Below are 17,765 nucleotides of genomic sequence, written 5' to 3' on the forward strand. Positions count from 1 at the left end.
AACTCACTAGTCCTGTATGGACGGTTATTACTACAATCCCAGATTTTTTGGATTTTGGTATTTAATCCAAATATCAATTAACAATTTAGTAATAATAATCGCAGAAAACATCGATGATATTATACCAATAGTTAGTGTTACCGCGAAGCCTTTTATAGCACCAACACCAAACATAAAAAGTAAAAATGCCGCTATCAAAGTTGTCACGTTTGAGTCAAGAATTGTCGCAAAAGCTGATTCAAACCCTGTCCTTATAGCATACAGGTTAGATGCCCCCTTTTTAAGCTCTTCCCTTATTCTCTCATAAATGAGTACATTGGCATCAACCGCCATGCCAATCGTTAAGATTATACCAGCAATTCCCGGTAGAGTTAATGTCGCTTGGAAAAGTGACAATAAAGCTAGAATATAGAGTAGGGCTAGACTTAATGCTATATTGGCAAAAATTCCAAGAATTCCGTACGACCAAATCATAAATATCACCACACTGGCAAAACCAATCATCCCTGCTTTCTTACCTGCCTCTATTGAGTCTGCCCCAAGATTTGGCCCTATGGTTCGTTCCTCTATTATCTTTAAAGGAGCTGGTAACGAACCCGCTCTAAGTAATAAGGCTAATTCATTGGCTGATTCAACAGTAAAATTACCTGAAATTATACCGCTTCCTCCAAGAATTGGTTCATTAATTACTGGAGCACTTAATAATTTATTATCAAGCACGATCGCAAGCCTTTTACCAGAATTATTTTTGGTTATTTCCGCAAATAATTTGCTACCAAGATTATTAAAGGAAAAAGCAACGGCTGGTTGAGTATTTTGGTTAAAAGAAGCTTGAGCAGTTATTAGCTGCTCACCACTAACAATAACTTTTTTCTTAACAACTACATAATATTCTTTTTTATCTGAATTTTCTCCTTTAACTAAAATTGAGCCAGAGGGTAAACGCCCATTTATTGCTTCTTGTATGTTGGCATTTTCGTCAACTAAATGGAAGGTTAATTTTGCAGTTTTACCAAGAATATTTTTCAGTTGTTGTGGGTTTTCCTCACCTGGTACCTGGAGCAATATATGTTTATCGCCTTGCCTCTGTATGTTAGGCTCTTTGGTACCTGTGCTATCTACTCTCATTCTAATTATTTCAATTGATTGAGCAATTACTTTTTGCCTTAATTCGGCAAGTTTAGAATCATTATAACTAAGCTTAATATTAAAATTATCGTTTTCTACAGTAATTTCTCGGTCAATTTTACCTAAAATCTTTTTTACTGTTTTGTAATCTTCTGGGTTTCTTAATTCAAACTGCACCATGTGATTTTTAGCAATAAGATTTTTATAGCCTACCTTATCTTCCCGTAAATATTTCCGTAAATGGTCAGCCAAACCTTCCATTACATCATTTAAATAGGCGTCAAAATCGACATCTAGCAATAGATGAGCACCACCTCTTAAATCAAGCCCAAGATTTACCCTATAATTGGGTAATATTTTTGAATCTATAGTTGTAAAATTAGGTAAAGCACAAATAAAAGCTCCTATTGTACATAAAATAGACAAGAATATTTTCCATTTAGCAATATTATGCACCGTTATTTTCCTTTGTCTTTTTTACTTTTATTAACAGCTATAGCTTCTTTTTTATTACGACTTGTAATATCAAGTATTGCAGATTTTAAAACTTTGATTCGTATATTTTCAGATATTTCAAGGTCTATTGTGTTGTCAGCATCGTTAATCTTGCTGACTATGCCAAAGATTCCGCTATTAGTTACTACCTCTTCGCCCTTTTTTACGCTACTCACCACACTTTCTTTCTCCTTACGACGTTTTTCTTGCGGTCTAATTAGGAAAAAATAAAATACAATGAAAATTAATACCATCGGCACCATGCTTGTTAATACTGACTGCATGGATGATTCAGGTGCTGTTGGAACTACTTCTACAGTTTCTTTGATTGCTATTGTATCGTCATCTGCATAGGCATTTTCTGTAAACATAATATATCTCCTAATGTTTATCTTTTACTGTAGTAAAAGTAGTTGTGTTAATTAGTAAACTACGTCATTGCTAGGAGTGTGTAAACACAACGAAGCAATCCATCTCTAATCATTTCTTTGGATTGCTTCGACTACTACGTAGTTTCGCAATGATGTAGTAATGTTAGCTATATAATGACATATTTACTCAAGATAAGTTAGCAAAGATTCATATCTAGCTATATCCAACTTAATAATGTCATTTTTTGTATCGTCATTTTCTTGGTTTATTTCTTTTTTTAAAAATTCTATTTTTTCAATTATTTTATTTGGTTGCAAATTGCTAGTATCAACAGCGAATTCAGTTATTATATTTACCTTGCTATCCGTAACCTCAGCTAATCCTGAACAGACAAAATATTTGAATACAGAATTATCTACTGTTATTTTTGTCAATCCAGCTTTCAAACTGGCAATCAATAATTCATGACCAGGTAAAACCCCAAATTCCCCTAACTCTCCTGGCATTATTACTTCTTGAGCCTGCTTATCAAACAGCACATTTATTGGTGTTACAATTTTAACCCTAATTGTTTTATTCATTATGCTACTTTGGCTTTAAGTGTTTCAGCTTTCTCTACTGCCTCGTCAATACTACCTATCATATAAAAAGCAGCCTCTGGTAAGTGATCATATTTACCAGAAACCAAGCCATGAAACCCCTCAATAGTATCAGCTAAACTAACAAGCTTTCCAGGCATACCTGTAAATACTTCAGCAACATGGAAAGGTTGAGATAAAAAGCGTTGAATTTTCCTTGCCCTGGTAACAGTTAATTTATCCGCTTCTGATAACTCATCCATTCCTAGAATGGCAATGATATCTTGTAGCGACTTATATGTCTGTAAAACTTTTTGCACCTCACGAGCAACTGAGTAATGTTTTTCTCCAACAATTGCCGGACTTAGCAATTGTGAACTGCTATCGAGAGGATCTACTGCCGGATAAATACCAAGCTCAGCAATTTGTCGACTAAGTACAGTCGTTGCATCCAAATGAGTAAAAGAGGCAGCAGGAGCAGGATCAGTTAGATCATCGGCTGGCACATAAATAGCCTGTACCGAAGTAATTGATCCAAACTTTGTTGAAGTAATACGTTCTTGCAACTCACCCATATCAGTTGCTAATGTTGGTTGATAGCCCACTGCCGAAGGTATTCTACCTAAAAGAGCTGATACCTCAGAACCAGCTTGAGTGAAGCGGAAAATATTATCGACAAAAAACAAGACATCCTGTCCTCCATCTAAATCTCTGAAACTTTCGGCTATAGTGAGTCCAGTTAAAGCAACTCTAGCTCTTGCACCGGGCTGTTCGTTCATTTGTCCATAAACCAGGGCTACTTTAGATTTTTCTGGATTTTCTAGATCAATTACATTGGAATCAATCATTTCATGATACAAATCATTGCCTTCTCTAGTCCTTTCTCCAACTCCGGCAAAAACCGTATATCCTCCATGAGCCTTGGCAATATTATTAATAAGTTCCATAATTAATACTGTTTTTCCTACCCCGGCACCACCAAATAATCCAATTTTTCCTCCTTTTGCATAAGGAGCTAGGAGATCAATGACTTTAATTCCTGTAGCCAGAATGTTTTTTTCAGTTGATTGGTCAACAAAGTCTGGGGCTGGTCGGTAAATTGAAGCACATTTAGTGGAATTAATTTCACCTCTTCCATCAATTGGCATACCAATTACATTCATTATACGCCCAAGTGTTGCCGTGCCAACAGGTACCTTAATGGTATCTCCTGTATCTACCACCTCTTGACCTCTTACTAACCCCTCTGTTGGATTCATAGATATGCATCTAACAATATCATCTCCGATATGTTGCGATACTTCTAATATCACCTTTTCTCCATTATTATAGCACTCAAGTGCGTTGAGAATCTTCGGCAATTTCCCACCACTATTAAATTGTACATCAACCACAGCTGAGATAATTTGTACAATCTTACCGATAGTCTTGCCAATAATTTTTGTCATATAGCTTCTGCTCCTGCAATAATTTCAATTAAATCCCGAGTAATTAAATCTTGCCTAGATCTATTAAGTGTTAGTGTTAACTTATTAATAAGCTCATTAGCATTTTTTGTGGCATTATCCATCGCTGTCATTCTAGCTCCTTCTTCACTAACTCTACTTTGTAGTAGAGCATAATTAATTTGTGCGGTTACATAAAGATTAATCATATTCAAAATAAGCCCTTCACCTTCATATTCATAGCTTGAATATTGCTTATTTGAAGATATTTGTTTTTCAATTGGTAATATTTGCTGTTTAGTGGCAATCTGTGTCATAGCATTTTTACATTTATTAAAATATATTTGACAATTGCTAATTTTAGAACTACCTACCATCTCCATTAGTTTATCTTTAACCTGAAATGCCAAATTATTATTATGATATTTAGGAAAATCAAAATAATTGTCAATATAATGGGAATATTGCCATTTTAATAGATCATAACCCTTTTTACCAATAATCATCAGTCTTACTTGTTTACCAGCATTTTCCAAATTTGTAATATCAAATTTCACTTGCTTGGATACTGAAAAATTAAAAGATCCACATAAACCACGTTCCGAGGCAACTACTATCAATAAGTGCGGTCTATTCAAATCACTTGGACATGATTCTTCTGAGAAGAATTTTTTCTCTTCTTCAGCCATATCCTGTAAATTATTTCTAGATGCCATATTAGCCATTATATCTCGTAGAGTCTCAATATAATCTTCTGAGTCCTTAATTTGGCTTTTGGCTTTGGTAAATTTGGTAGCCGAGACTATTTGCATAGCCTTAGTAATTTTTTGCGTTGATTTAACACTTTTAATACGAGATCTTAATTGTTTTAAACCTGACATAGCTACCCAACTTTATTGTCAGTAAGAAAGTTCTGTACAAATTTTTCTAAGAAAATTTTTAACTTTTCTTCCGTTTCTTTAATGATTTGTCCCTGATTTTTAATGGATAATAAAATATCGTTTTCTTTAAGTTTTATTTCTTGGAGTAATTTAAGCTCAAATTCTTTTACTAACTCAACAGGAATATTATCGAGATAATTTTTCACCCCAGCATAAAGACTAACCACTTGCTCTTCAATAGGGAAGGGGGCATATTGATCCTGCTTCAATATCTCGCTTAGTTTTGTCCCATGTGAGATAAGTTGTTTAGTTGAACTATCTAAGTCTGAACTAAACTGAGCAAAAGCGGCTAATTCTCTAAATTGTGCTAACTCAAGTTTGACACTTCCTGCTACTTGCTTCATAGATTTTACTTGTGCAGCTGATCCTACCCTACTTACTGAGATACCAATATTTACCGCTGGTCTAATACCTTTATAAAATAGCTCATTTTCTAAAAAAATCTGTCCATCAGTAATTGATATAACATTGGTTGGAATATATGCGGAAACATCACCTGCCTGGGTCTCAATAATCGGCAAAGCCGTAAGAGAACCACCACCATCTTTATCCGACATATTTGCTGCTCGTTCCAGTAACCTAGAATGTAGGTAAAATATATCTCCCGGATATGCTTCACGTCCTGGTGGTCTTCTGAGCAATAGAGAGATTTGTCTATAGGCAACAGCATGTTTACTCAAATCATCGTAAATCACTAGTGCATGCATACCATTATCACGGAAATACTCGCCTATACTACAACCAGTGTAAGGTGCCACATATTGTAACGCAACAGGATCAGAGGCGGTAGCGGCTACAACTACTGTATATTCCATTGCTCCTGAATCTTCTAATTTTTTTACTACCTGAGCGATAGTCGATTTTTTTTGACCAATAGCTACGTAAATGCAATAAATCTTATTTTTTTCATCATTGTCAAGATGAGCTTGTCTTTGGTTAATAATCGTATCGATAGCAATAGCAGTTTTTCCTACTTGCCTGTCACCAATAATTAACTCCCTCTGACCCCGACCAATAGGAATTAGAGAGTCGATCACTTTAATGCCTGTTTGCACCGGCTCTGTAACGCCTTTTCTAGCAATGATCCCCGGAGCGTTTTCCTCGATATTTCTATAGCTATCGGTTATAATTTCGCCTTTACCATCAATAGGATTAGCCATACCATCAACGACTCTACCAAGCAATGATTTACCCACTGGCACTTGTATAGTCTTACCAGTTCTTTTTACCGAATCACCTTGTTTTACTTTTCGGTCACTGCCAATCAATATGATACTTACAGAGTCTGTTTCGAGGTTAAGAGCAAGACCTTTCACTCCTGAAGCAAATTCAACTACCTCGCCAGCCTCGACATTATCGATACCATATACTCTAGCTATACCATCCCCAACTGTTATAACTTGTCCTACTTCTCGTAAATCGCTAAATTGTTCAATATTAGCAATTTCTTTTTTTAGTACTTCAGCAAGTTCAACAGCTTTTAATTTTTGGGTAGAACCCATAATTATTTACCTCGTAAATCTTATTTAATAATTTTTAATCCAAACGTCATTGCGAGACCATATAGTGGTCGTGGCAATCCATTTCTAACTATCTATATAACCTAAATCTTTGCAGTTTTTAAGGTTTTTGTTATTTTCTCTAACATTCCAGCAATAGAGTAATCCCTAACCATGCTATCATATTGTATAATAATACCACCAATAACTGACTGATTTTGACTAAATTTTATCGCAACTTTCTGCTGGAAATCATCTTCTAAATATTTAGTTAGCCATTGTTTTTCTTTACTATGCAGAATTTTAGCAGAAGTTATTGTTACCATCTTAATATTTTTGTTTCTATTAAGTAGTTGTTGGTATAATACCACTATGCTTGATAAAATAGGCATACGTGAATGCTTTAGCAATATTAACAAAAACCGCTTAACTATAGATTCAACATTAAAGTTTTTGGTAATTAATTCAATTATTTTACATTTATCAATACCCTTTACTATAGGAGAAAATATAATAGCCTTGATTTGTGGATTATCGTTGATAAATTGATCGATAATCGTAACCTGCTCAAATATTTTATCTTCCAAAGCATTAGCTAGTGCATTATCAAATAACGCGGAAGTATAATTTAGTACTAGTTTGTTGTTGTTCATTATGTTGTTATATCCAAAAATTCTAACTAAACCAAGCAATAATAAGCCACGTAAAGCCAGGAAAATAAGCCATGTAAGATTGCCCATAACACAGAATGGTTGATATTAAACGAAATAGCCATAGCCAGTGCCGAACCAAATGATACACCATGCCGCATAACAATATTTATTCGCCGCTTCCGTGGAAAAGCTTCATAATCCTCTACATTCATCTTACTCATTGCCTGTACTCTATATCTAAATAATATTACACGTCATTGCGAGGAGGCGTAAGCCGACGAAGCAATCCAGGAAATCGATAAATTTGGATTGCTTCGTTGTACTAAAGTAGCTCCTCGCAATGACAAAGTAATGTTAGCTATACTTTATAACACAATCTATCCTTACCACTAAGTATATTTTAAAAAAATTTTGCTTAAATATGAATGGACCTACCGTAAGCCTGCAATACTGACTCACCCATCATTTCAGATAAAGTTGGGTGAGGGAAAATGGTATTGATTAAATCAAGCTCTGTACCTTCCATAGTTCTAGCAATTACATAACCTTGAATTAGCTCGGTAACCTCTTCGCCTATCAAGTGTGCTCCTAACAATTCCCCAGTTTTTGTATCAAATATCGTTTTAATCATTCCTTCAGTACAGCCATCAACCAGGGCTTTCCCATTAGCGATAGATGGGAATTTGCCAATTTTCACTTGGTAACCAGCTTTTTTCGCTTGTTCTTCAGTAAGCCCTACACTAGCAATCTGCGGTGAGGAATAAGTACACCCTGGAATATTACGATTTTCTAGAGGATGAGCTTTAAGACCGGCAATAGTTTCTACAGCAATAATACCTTCATGACTTGCCTTGTGTGCAAGCCACGGGGGAGATGTGACATCACCTATTGCATAAATTCCTTGTTCATCAGTTTGCATAAACTGATTGGTAACAATATGACCTCTATCTATTTTTATATTAGTTTTTTCTAAATTAAGATTTTCCGTATTGCCAACTATACCAACTGCCATAAGCAAAGTTTCAGCTTGTATTTTGTGGTTCTTACCTTCTATCTCAACTTCAATCATAACATGATCTTGTGTTTGGCTATGATTTAACAACTTACTATTAGTATGAATTTTTATACCCTTTTTCTCAAAAATTTTTCGTGCCATTAAAGAAATTTCTTCATCTTCAGCTTGTAAAATCCTATTTTGTACTTCAATTATGGTGACGTTTGTTCCTAAAGAGTTATAAAATGAGGCAAATTCTATACCAATCGCTCCTGATCCAACTATAATCATAGATTTTGGTAATTTATCAAAAATCATAGCTTCCTTAGAAGTAATAATTTGCTTACCATCTGGTTTAAATCCATTTAAAATCCTAGCTCTTGCACCTGTAGCAATTATTATATCTTGTGCTTTAATTGAAATTTTTTGACCGTTACTATCAATATTTACCACTTTACCAACTCCAAGTACAGCAGTGCCATCAATGACCGTAACCTTATTTTTCTTTAGTAAGGACTTAATGCCAGATGTTAACTGCGTCGATATATCTCTAGAACGCTGTACTATTTTTTTTAAGTCAAAGCTTGGTTCATTGACTATAATACCATAATCTTGAGCATGCTTAATTTTCTGAAATAATTCAGCTGATTTAAGTAGGGCTTTTGTTGGTATGCATCCCCAATTTAAACAAATCCCTCCTAAATGTTCTTTCTCAATCAACACAACTTTTTTATTTAGTTGTGCCGCCCTAATTGCCGCAACATAACCACCAGGTCCACCGCCAATAATTGCTATATCATAATTTTCCATTAATATTTCCAGCTATTCATTCATTGCTTTTTTAATATAGCCTACTATAACTATAGTAATAAAAATGGCTACTGAAATTTATAATAAGTTTGATTTTTTATACCTCTATAAATTAGATGCTGTTAACAAAGGTGTAATTTAATAGCAGCAAGAGCGATAAAAGAGAGGAAAGAAAGATCATCTTTTTCATATCAAACAGCAAGCCTCCGATTTTCTTTTATTTTTCCAAAGAATCTTTCAATAGCTCCTCTAAGTTTGTATGTTTCTCTATTATAAACTAATTTCTGTTTTTCTATTTTTTCTGCCAGGGACAACGGTAATATTATTTTGAGACTCAAGGTTTATTTTTATTACTATCATATCCACGATCTTGGATAACATCACATCCAACGATGTCTGCAGTTAACTCTTCTGCTACAGCAATATCGTTCCTATTGCCAGCAGTTAAAAATCCTTCTATTATGTGCTATGATGTAGTCATAGCAAGATGTAATTTTGTACTCATTCCTCTTTTACTTTTTCCTTTGCTTTGCATCCCCCTTTTAACCTACCGCTGTGTTGATATAGTTTAAAGGTTGTGCTATCCGTAATTACTATGTTAATTAATAATTTTTTACTTTGTTGTAAGATTATTAAGATTTTCCACCATATTCCTTTTTCGCTACCTCTTTTAAAGCGTTGGTAGATGGTGTGCCAACATCCATAGCATTTTGGTAAATTCCTCCACGGTATCCCGGTTCTTAATACATACATTATTGCACAAAATACCTTATAATGGCTAATCTTTGGGGGCATCTTTTCCAAATATAACTCTTCTCTATGATTGCTTCTATTTCGTTTTCAAAAAATTCTTGTTTTACAGGAAATAATCGCGAATCCATTATATATCTATTCCTTTTTTCTTAATATATCTTAAATAATATCATATCTTCTTCTATATTCATATATCTTTGTTAGCAGTGTCTAGGAAAGTACGGCAACAATAATTTATCTCAACATACATCTATGGAGCTGCTTACAATGACGTTTGGCGAGCAGATTTTTTATTTAGTACAAAAACCGTGAACACTCACAGAATCTATTCTCTCATCTTACCCTGAATATATAAATCATAAGCTATTTGATAAAAACTAATAGCTTCTTCTACTAGACTAGGAATATTATCAATCTCTATTTTATAGTCAATTGATGAGAAATTGGGGACGGTGTCACTCGTCGCTCGACTATTACTTATAGGCGTCGCTCCATCGCTCCTAGCCCCAAATTCTCCTGAATTGACTATATCTTCATTAACTAATTTATAAGTTTTTGGTTGTTCCTGTGGGCGTAAGATAACTAAATGATTATCCTTCATAAACCCAAGCAATTGGTAAGTACTGATAAAAGCTCTGTTTGCCGGCGTATTTAATATATCTTGACCAAAAAACTTACTATTATACGAAAAATTTAATAATCCCAAAATAGTAGGGGCAATATCAATTTGACTTGCTAAATTATCAACTATCTGTGGTTTTAATATATTAGGAGCATATATTAATAGAGGTATGTGATATTTATTAATTGGTAAATCAGTTTTACCAGCACTTGACGCACAATGGTCAGCTGTGATAACAAAGATAGTATTATCAAACCATGGGCGAGTTTTAGCTAATTCAAGAAACTTACCAATAGCATAGTCGGTGTATTTAACTGCTGCATTACGCCCACCACCAGATGCCAGATCAATTCTACCTTTGGGGAAAGTATAAGGACGATGGTTAGAAATAGTCATAATTAATGAGAAAAAGGGTTTGCCTTCCTTATAATTTTGATCAGCTAACTCTAGTGATTTTATTAATATATCCTCGTCAGCTACTCCCCAAATATTAGAAAAACTTATTTCATTTGATTTTAGATTACCTCGATCAACTATATTATAACCATTACCATGAAAATAATTCTGCAAATTATCAATGTAACTATAACAAGCGTTTATGAAGTTAATAACATAACCTTCATTCTTAAAAATAGTACCTATATTAAATAGCGATTGATTCTCAGGTCTACGGATAATGGAAGAACCAGGAGTTGGTGGTACTGATAAAGTAATAGCTTCTAAACCTCTTACTGTTCTAGTTCCTACTGCATATAAATTGGTAAAAAATATGCTTTGATCAGCTAATCTATCTAAATTTGGCGTAATATTTTGTTGATTGCCAAATTTGCCCATGAATTCAGCACTTAAACTTTCCACGGTAATGAAAATAATATTATATTTCTTACTATTAGAAGAATTAGCTTTGATATAACGTGCTATAGTAGAGTCATCTGAGTATAGTTCTTTGTTTTTTGATAAACTAGTGCGAACAGTATCTAAAGCTTGGTTTTTATCAATTACTGGATAAAATTTATTATAATCTAAGCTATTATTAAAATAGGCAGAGAAAAACTCATATGGACCGTTTTTAGCAAGTTCGATAGCATATTTATTAAAATTAAAAGCAATTTTATTAGGATTATAGAAATTAAAAGCAACTAGGCTAAGCAAAAATAGCATTATCGTGCAAAGAATATATTTCTTACTATTTATTATAGTACTTGCTTGGTTAATTATGTATTTTCTAAAGAAAAAAACAATTAATAGTGTAATAACTATAATGGCTAGTAATATTTTTATATAAGGCAAAGATTCCTTTACAGTACCAATAATCTCATGGGTATAAATTAAATAATCTACCGCAATAAAATTAAATCTAACACTGAACTCATCCCAAAAAGTAATCTCGGCAATTGTAATAAATATTAAGAGAGCAATGGTACAGAAATAACTAACAAGGCAACAGCTTAAATACAACAATTTATACCGAGCCAATAATTTATGGAATCCAATGATCAGCAGTAAAATTACCGGTAAAAAATAACAAAGAGATACTAGATCATTGAGACTGCCAATAACAAAAATTGACACTAGATCAGATATGGTTATTTGTTGTTGCCATAAAGCGTATGAGCTTAATAGGCTGCGGGTAATAAACTGAAATATTAGATAAATTCTAACAATAGGAAAATTGAACAATGTTTTTATCATCTAGCAAGGTTTTTTAAATTATCAGAGATAATATCCTAACTTTAATTGCTAGGCAATTAGCAATTAAAGTTAGGAGACATAAATACTAATTAAGTTAGTTATAAGCTAGTACTTTTCAAATCATTTGAGTATATATGTTACAGCTTTTCCTTGACAAATATTAAAGGTGAGATATTTTGTAGTTACATTAGTATACTTGAATGATTTTACTAAATTTGGAATATAATGGCGATGCTAGGAGATAATTAATTAGTTATCGTAGGCAGTCTCCTAAACGTACAAAACATACGTGAGCAAAGTATACTCAAATGCTTTGAAGAATTGTTTTTAATATTAGGGATGAAGTAACATCACATACCTCATGTACGTTATACTTGCTTGCCCCTCATTTTCAAATCCAATTCTCCAAATTACTTTGAGTATATTTACGGAGCCAATTCTTTAAAACATTAGAGTAATATATAGAAAAATATTTGAGGTAATTACATAATATGTCAAAAGCTAAAACAGCGTCTAAAAATAACCCAACTTCCAGAGAGCAAGCTAAAGAGTATTTTCATAATGGACAAAAAATTAGACCAGTAAAACTTATATCCGGTAAATTTTCTTTTTTGGCAGCAGAATATGACGTCTCAGGAGACTTAGTAGTTGGTTCTGATGGTAAGGCATTACCTTGGGACAGAACAAAAATTTAACTTGAGATAGAATTTGGAAATAAGGTTATTGACCTTACATATGAAAAGGTATATAAACTACCTGTTCATTAATACGGTTTGGGGATGTAGCTCAGGGGTAGAGCATCTGCTTTGCACGCAGAGGGTCGGGGGTTCGATTCCCTTCGTCTCCACCATTCGGCACAATTTGCTACTTTTTGCATTTCTGTGAATGGAAAATCCAGAACGTAATGCAGTTTACAGCCCTCGAGTGTTAGGTTCGAAAACATAAAATTTAATAATTCCCTTTTTTCAACAATTGTCGAACCTTTAAAAGTTTCATAGGCGTTTGTGCTGATACATATAAGGTCTGCAAGCTTTTTAGAAAGCTTATCATCTACTTTGTCATAACTCTTAATTAATTCAATTAATTCATATTGTCTTTCCTTTAATATTCTGAGAATTTATATTAGTGAGGGTAAAAAATATGTTATAATAATTAAAAAATAGCAATTGAGGGATTGTGGCAGGAGAAGAGAATAATGAGGTTGTAGATGTTGCAGGTGGAACATCGCGTTACTCGGAGAAGATTGAGGATGATGCTAAATCATTTGGTTATAAAGCAGCGAATTTACTCAATTTGCGGGATGTTGTTAAGGAATTTAATGAATTACTTGCGACAAACCAAGATAGTCAATTAGGGGATAATATTATCAAGGTTCAAGTGCCAACATTTGAGCCAATAAATGGTGATATAATAAAACAGCATTTAGATACACATGCTCCGGAATGGGTAAACCTCTTCCAGGAATTTGCTGATACTTACAAAGCTCAGTCCAATCTAGACACTTTAAGTGAAGCTAGTATTGAATGTTTAAAAAAATTACAAGAGTGTATTATTAATTGTTTTAATCAACATGAGCTAGAACCGGGGTTATTTAACAAGTTCTTAGAAAAAAATAAGATTCAACCTGGTCAATTATTAATGGTACGTAGTACAGGGGTTCATGAGGATAAGGCGGATATGGCTAATCCTGGTGGCAATGAGAGTCTGCCTTGCAAGGCTAATATTCGCGAGATATCTCAGGCACTTGGTCGAGTTGCTGCTTCATATGTCGGTCCTAAATCTTTGGCACAACGTTTGATAGCTCGTGATCAGCACATTACTGACTTTCCAGTAATGCCAGGGTTAATTCAACAAATGATTGGTGAGGGAATGGGTGTTAGCCAAACTGCAGATAGTCAAAATAAAGTACCTGTATCAGGGGTGATCTATAGTAAAGACGGGGCAAGCAGGTTGCAAGTAGCTCCCGGTCATGGTGAATATGTCGTTAATAGTAAAGGACGGGTAGATAATTTTTATATTAGTACCCAAGGGACAGTATATTGTGAAATTGCTGCTAAAGATTTTCGCTTGCAGCCCAAGTTAGATGAGGATAGTCAGAAAATCAGTTTAGAGCGGCAAGAGAATCCAGCTGAGCTAAAATACCAACCATCAATTGCTAGTGATGTGGCTTATTATGCCCATCAGTTTGCCCAGTATTTGGTAGGGAAATATGGCAAGAGGATGGATATAGAATTTGTTTATAATCCTGATGATCATCAAATTAATATAGTACAAGCTCGGGCAATTCCAGAAGGGTCAAGAAAAGGGCTTGAACCATCCGCTATTTCTCCGCAATTTTTGGCTGATAATAAAGCTAATATGACTACCATACAAGGTTTGCAGGTAATTACTCCAGAAATCAATAAGGTGGCAGTTATTACTGATCCAAGTCAAGTAATAATCTGTAATACCATCGAAGAAGCTCTGACTCAATATAATAAGAACCATGATAAGATAGTAGGGGTTATAGTGCAACAACCATCGCCTGATACTTCGCATGAGGCTGGAGTGTTTAATGCTAGTGCTATACCAGTAATGCAAGTGAGTGATATTGTGGCAGTGCAGGAATTATTGAAGAAAAATAATCATTTAATCATCGATCCACAACATAGTAGTGTCTACCAATTATCAGAAGCAAAGTTTCAAGAGCTTGATCAAATAAATATTGAGAAAGCATTATATGATACAGGAATTGTTGCCAAAGGCATATATGCTTCAAGCTTGTCTGGCTATGTAACACCGATTAATTATAGTTTTTCTAAAGAAAATCTAAGTGAAAATCCAGTAACTTTAGATAAAAACCCTGGTATTGGGAAATTAGCAAACGAGGCACAAGCTGGCAATAAGCTTAGTACCGATCAATTATTATCGCTGGCTTACCAAGCTATGAATTTTAGATTACCACAAAATGTTGAAGCGCCATTTCAAGACAAGGCTGAAAAATTACGAGATAATATTGCCGCATTATCGCTACCTAAAATAGGTGAGAGTAATGAGCAAGCTAAAGAGGCACTAGGCTATAATTTAAGAGCTGTAACTGATAGCTATAAGAAAGGGACAATCTCGGCTGATCTATTTAAACAAACTATGATAGCCGGAGCTGAATTGTCGGTACTGCTTGATAAAATGCACCATCTATCTAGGATCGTAAACCTTCTATCAAAAATTTACTTCCAAAGAAGCTTTTTATAACCAAAATTAATTGGCAACTCGCGTTAAATAAGGATTTGACACTGGTTGAGTTTACTCCTCTTACTGGCAGGATGCACCAACTTCGATTCCATGCGAAAATGCTAGCTTGTCCCATATTAGGTGACAGAAAATATGGAACCTTAGAAGCAATAACTTTATCCAAGGAGATGTTACTACATGCCAAAAAAGTAATCTTACCTGAGAAAATATTTGGTAAAGAAATAATAATTGATACATCCTTACCAAGTTATTTCCGACAATATACTAACCTTTCCTGATACGAAAGGTTAGTAGTGTGAGTTAATTAAAGTATTTCCGTTCTTTAGTTACTGTTTCATCTTCATTAGATGGTTTGTTATTTTGCCATTTTTTGGCAGATTCCCGTTTATTGTTATTAATATCAGCGTTATCTTTATAAGGCTCAGATTTATGATTAGTCGTAACGTTTGGAGTAACGGTAGCGTCAATATTTTTTATGGTTAACTTGGCTTTGCCTTTATTGTCAAAACCAATAAGTTTAACTTTTACCACATCACCATGTTTTAAAACACTAGACACAGACTCAATACGTTCCTTCGAGATTTCACTAATATGGATAAATCCATCACGATTACCTAAATAATTGATAAACGCTCCGGATTCTAATATTTTGACAACTGTTCCATTGAATATGCCGCCAATTTCAGGTTCAATGGCAATTAACTTAATCTTGGCAATTGCCATATCTAGCTTTTCTTTGCCTATCGCAGAAACGGTTACATTACCATCGTCACTTATATCAATTTTAGCTGACGTTGTATCACAAATTTCACGTATTACTTTACCACCAGGTCCTATAACATCTCTAATTTTATCTTTATCAATTTTAAAGCTATAAATACAAGGAGCGTATTGGCTAACATGGTTATTGGTTTTATTAATAGCCTTATCCATTTCTTGTAGAATATGAATACGACCACTCTTTGCTTGAACTAAAGCCTGCTTCATTATTTCAAATGTTACGCCAGATATCTTAATATCCATTTGTAGGGCGGTTATACCTTCCGTACCACCAGCTACTTTAAAATCCATATCTCCAAGATTATCTTCATCCCCAATAATATCAGATAAAATTACAAATTTATCGCCTTCTTTTATCAAGCCCATAGCAATACCTGCTATAGGGGTTTTGATCGGCACTCCAGCATCCATAAGTGCCATTGAACCACCGCAAATAGTAGCCATGGATGATGAGCCATTACAGGAGGTAATTTCTGACACTACCCTAATGGTATAAGGGAATTGTTCTTTAGTTGGCAACATGCGGTTAATGGCTCTCCATGCTAGTTTGCCATGACCTATTTCTCTGCGACCAGGAGCCCTTACTGGCGTTGCTTCTCCTACTGAATAAGGAGGGAAAATATAGTTGAGCATAAAACGCTCTTTATATTCGCCGTCTAAACTATCAATAATTTGTTCATCTTGACCAGTGCCAAGTGTAGTAACTACTAAACTTTGTGTTTCTCCTCTAGTAAATAAGCTTGAACCATGTGTTTTTGGCAATATCGCAATTTCACAAGCTATGTTTCTTATGTCGGCAGGCTTTCTACCATCTATACGAGTATTTTTCTTTAATACGTCCTGACGCAGTACTTCTGATTCTACTTCTTTAAGAGCAAATTCAATTTGTGAGTTAGTAAGATTATTATTCGCAATATCTTCTGCAAAGTGCCGCTTAATTATATCATAAATGTTCTTTACCGCTAATAGTCTTTCTTGTTTTAATTTAATAGCAAAAGCCCGCTTAATATCTTCTTGCACTATGCTGCTAATTTGTTCTTTTAAGCTAGCAGGGAACAAGCTAGTAGGCTGTAATTTAGGTTTTCCAGCAATTTTTACTAAGTCATTAATCAATTCGATTACAGGCTGTAATGCCTTGTGACCAAACTCAATAGCTTCTAACATTTGCTCTTCGGACAATAGATCGGCTTCAGACTCAACCATCATAACTGATGTGTCAGTTCCTGCCACTACTAAGTCTAGTTTACTAGTCTTTAACTGGTTAAATGAAGGGTTTAGGATAAAATTACCATCTATCAAACCGACTCTGCTGGCTGCTACTATATGTTGATATGGTGCTGCAGATAAAGCTAATGCAGCAGATGCTCCAATAATTGCTAGTATATCACTATTACACTCAGGGTCATATGAAAGAACAGTACAGATTACTTGCGTTTCATTAAGAAAAGCTGGGTGAAATAATGGTCTAATTGGTCGGTCAATCAAGCGTGAGACTAATACTTCTTTTTCCGATCCTTTACCTTCTCTTTTAAAAAACCCCCCTGGTATTTTACCAGCAGCAAATGCCATTTCTTTATAATGGATAGTAAGAGGAAAGAATCCTATTCCTTCTTTTGGCTCTTTGGCACTTACGGCAGTACATAATAAGACAGTTCCTCCCATTTTTACCATAACTGCTCCATCAGCTTGACGAGCAATTTTACCAGTCGTTAATTCAAGTGTTCTTCCACCTAATTCTATTGTTTTAACTATTTCTTCAAACATTCTTTTTC

At 34.4% G+C, this 17,765-nt stretch carries 14 protein-coding genes and 1 tRNA gene; 4 read left to right on the top strand and 11 right to left on the bottom strand.

Annotated elements, in window-relative coordinates; translation table 11 throughout:
* Positions 1 to 30: 30 nt before the first annotated feature.
* The 10 genes from secD to ACFELW_RS02090 form a co-directional block, all read right to left on the bottom strand.
* On the bottom strand, positions 31 to 1,584 hold the full coding sequence (gene secD, locus ACFELW_RS02045; protein ID WP_375330281.1) for a protein translocase subunit SecD: 1,554 nt from the start codon (positions 1,582 to 1,584) through the stop codon (positions 31 to 33).
* Positions 1,585 to 1,586: 2 nt separating this feature from the next.
* On the bottom strand, positions 1,587 to 1,994 hold the full coding sequence (gene yajC, locus ACFELW_RS02050) for a preprotein translocase subunit YajC (RefSeq protein WP_341759782.1): 408 nt from the start codon (positions 1,992 to 1,994) through the stop codon (positions 1,587 to 1,589).
* A gap of 183 nt (positions 1,995 to 2,177) precedes the next feature.
* On the bottom strand, positions 2,178 to 2,576 hold the full coding sequence (gene atpC, locus ACFELW_RS02055) for an ATP synthase F1 subunit epsilon (RefSeq protein WP_341759783.1): 399 nt from the start codon (positions 2,574 to 2,576) through the stop codon (positions 2,178 to 2,180).
* A complete protein-coding gene (gene atpD, locus ACFELW_RS02060) occupies positions 2,576 to 4,009 on the bottom strand; it encodes a F0F1 ATP synthase subunit beta (RefSeq protein ID WP_375330492.1) in 1,434 nt (477 codons plus the stop codon). The genes atpC and atpD overlap by 1 nt, the downstream gene beginning before the upstream one ends.
* A gap of 8 nt (positions 4,010 to 4,017) precedes the next feature.
* On the bottom strand, positions 4,018 to 4,899 hold the full coding sequence (gene atpG / locus ACFELW_RS02065) for an ATP synthase F1 subunit gamma (protein ID WP_341759784.1): 882 nt from the start codon (positions 4,897 to 4,899) through the stop codon (positions 4,018 to 4,020).
* Positions 4,900 to 4,901: 2 nt separating this feature from the next.
* Entirely contained in the window at positions 4,902 to 6,461 is a 1,560-nt protein-coding gene (gene atpA, locus ACFELW_RS02070) for a F0F1 ATP synthase subunit alpha (RefSeq protein ID WP_341759785.1), read from the bottom strand.
* A gap of 101 nt (positions 6,462 to 6,562) precedes the next feature.
* Complete coding sequence (gene atpH, locus ACFELW_RS02075; RefSeq protein WP_375330282.1) at positions 6,563 to 7,198, bottom strand: ATP synthase F1 subunit delta; 636 nt, start codon at positions 7,196 to 7,198, stop codon at positions 6,563 to 6,565.
* 328 nt (positions 7,199 to 7,526) lie between these two features.
* Positions 7,527 to 8,915 carry a dihydrolipoyl dehydrogenase gene (gene lpdA, locus ACFELW_RS02080; RefSeq protein WP_375330283.1) on the bottom strand — a complete coding sequence of 463 codons (1,389 nt, stop codon included), beginning with the start codon at positions 8,913 to 8,915 and terminating at the stop codon, positions 7,527 to 7,529.
* 501 nt (positions 8,916 to 9,416) lie between these two features.
* Positions 9,417 to 9,710, bottom strand: coding sequence for a transposase (locus ACFELW_RS02085; protein ID WP_375330493.1), 294 nt, complete (start codon positions 9,708 to 9,710; stop codon positions 9,417 to 9,419).
* 283 nt (positions 9,711 to 9,993) lie between these two features.
* Positions 9,994 to 11,982, bottom strand: a complete 1,989-nt coding sequence (locus tag ACFELW_RS02090) for a sulfatase-like hydrolase/transferase (protein ID WP_375330284.1) — start codon at positions 11,980 to 11,982, stop codon at positions 9,994 to 9,996.
* A gap of 491 nt (positions 11,983 to 12,473) precedes the next feature.
* Here ACFELW_RS02090 and ACFELW_RS02095 point away from each other — a divergent pair, with 491 nt between their 5' ends.
* The 4 genes from ACFELW_RS02095 to ACFELW_RS02110 all read left to right on the top strand — a co-directional run bounded on the left by ACFELW_RS02095 (position 12,474) and on the right by ACFELW_RS02110 (position 15,491).
* On the top strand, positions 12,474 to 12,677 hold the full coding sequence (locus tag ACFELW_RS02095) for a hypothetical protein (protein ID WP_341759791.1): 204 nt from the start codon (positions 12,474 to 12,476) through the stop codon (positions 12,675 to 12,677).
* A gap of 80 nt (positions 12,678 to 12,757) precedes the next feature.
* Positions 12,758 to 12,832, top strand: a tRNA-Ala gene (locus tag ACFELW_RS02100).
* Between the two features lie 326 nt (positions 12,833 to 13,158).
* Positions 13,159 to 15,213, top strand: a complete 2,055-nt coding sequence (locus tag ACFELW_RS02105) for a PEP/pyruvate-binding domain-containing protein (protein ID WP_375330285.1) — start codon at positions 13,159 to 13,161, stop codon at positions 15,211 to 15,213.
* A gap of 35 nt (positions 15,214 to 15,248) precedes the next feature.
* Entirely contained in the window at positions 15,249 to 15,491 is a 243-nt protein-coding gene (locus ACFELW_RS02110) for a hypothetical protein (RefSeq protein ID WP_375330286.1), read from the top strand.
* Positions 15,492 to 15,513: 22 nt separating this feature from the next.
* Here ACFELW_RS02110 and pnp read toward each other — a convergent pair whose 3' ends face one another.
* Positions 15,514 to 17,757, bottom strand: coding sequence for a polyribonucleotide nucleotidyltransferase (pnp, locus tag ACFELW_RS02115; protein ID WP_375330287.1), 2,244 nt, complete (start codon positions 17,755 to 17,757; stop codon positions 15,514 to 15,516).
* Positions 17,758 to 17,765 lie beyond the last annotated feature (8 nt).

Source organism: Candidatus Tisiphia endosymbiont of Nemotelus uliginosus, assembly GCF_964264755.1.
GTDB lineage: Bacteria > Pseudomonadota > Alphaproteobacteria > Rickettsiales > Rickettsiaceae > Tisiphia.

Coding starts and splice junctions, on each gene's coding strand:
- yajC (WP_341759782.1), bottom strand. CDS start 1,994: ATGTTTACAGAAAATGCCTATGCAGATGACGATACAATAGCAATCAAA.
- atpC (WP_341759783.1), bottom strand. CDS start 2,576: ATGAATAAAACAATTAGGGTTAAAATTGTAACACCAATAAATGTGCTG.
- atpG (WP_341759784.1), bottom strand. CDS start 4,899: ATGTCAGGTTTAAAACAATTAAGATCTCGTATTAAAAGTGTTAAATCA.
- atpA (WP_341759785.1), bottom strand. CDS start 6,461: ATGGGTTCTACCCAAAAATTAAAAGCTGTTGAACTTGCTGAAGTACTA.
- atpH (WP_375330282.1), bottom strand. CDS start 7,198: ATGGGCAATCTTACATGGCTTATTTTCCTGGCTTTACGTGGCTTATTA.
- lpdA (WP_375330283.1), bottom strand. CDS start 8,915: ATGGAAAATTATGATATAGCAATTATTGGCGGTGGACCTGGTGGTTAT.
- ACFELW_RS02085 (WP_375330493.1), bottom strand. CDS start 9,710: ATGCCCCCAAAGATTAGCCATTATAAGGTATTTTGTGCAATAATGTAT.
- ACFELW_RS02090 (WP_375330284.1), bottom strand. CDS start 11,982: ATGATAAAAACATTGTTCAATTTTCCTATTGTTAGAATTTATCTAATA.
- ACFELW_RS02095 (WP_341759791.1), top strand. CDS start 12,474: ATGTCAAAAGCTAAAACAGCGTCTAAAAATAACCCAACTTCCAGAGAG.
- pnp (WP_375330287.1), bottom strand. CDS start 17,757: ATGTTTGAAGAAATAGTTAAAACAATAGAATTAGGTGGAAGAACACTT.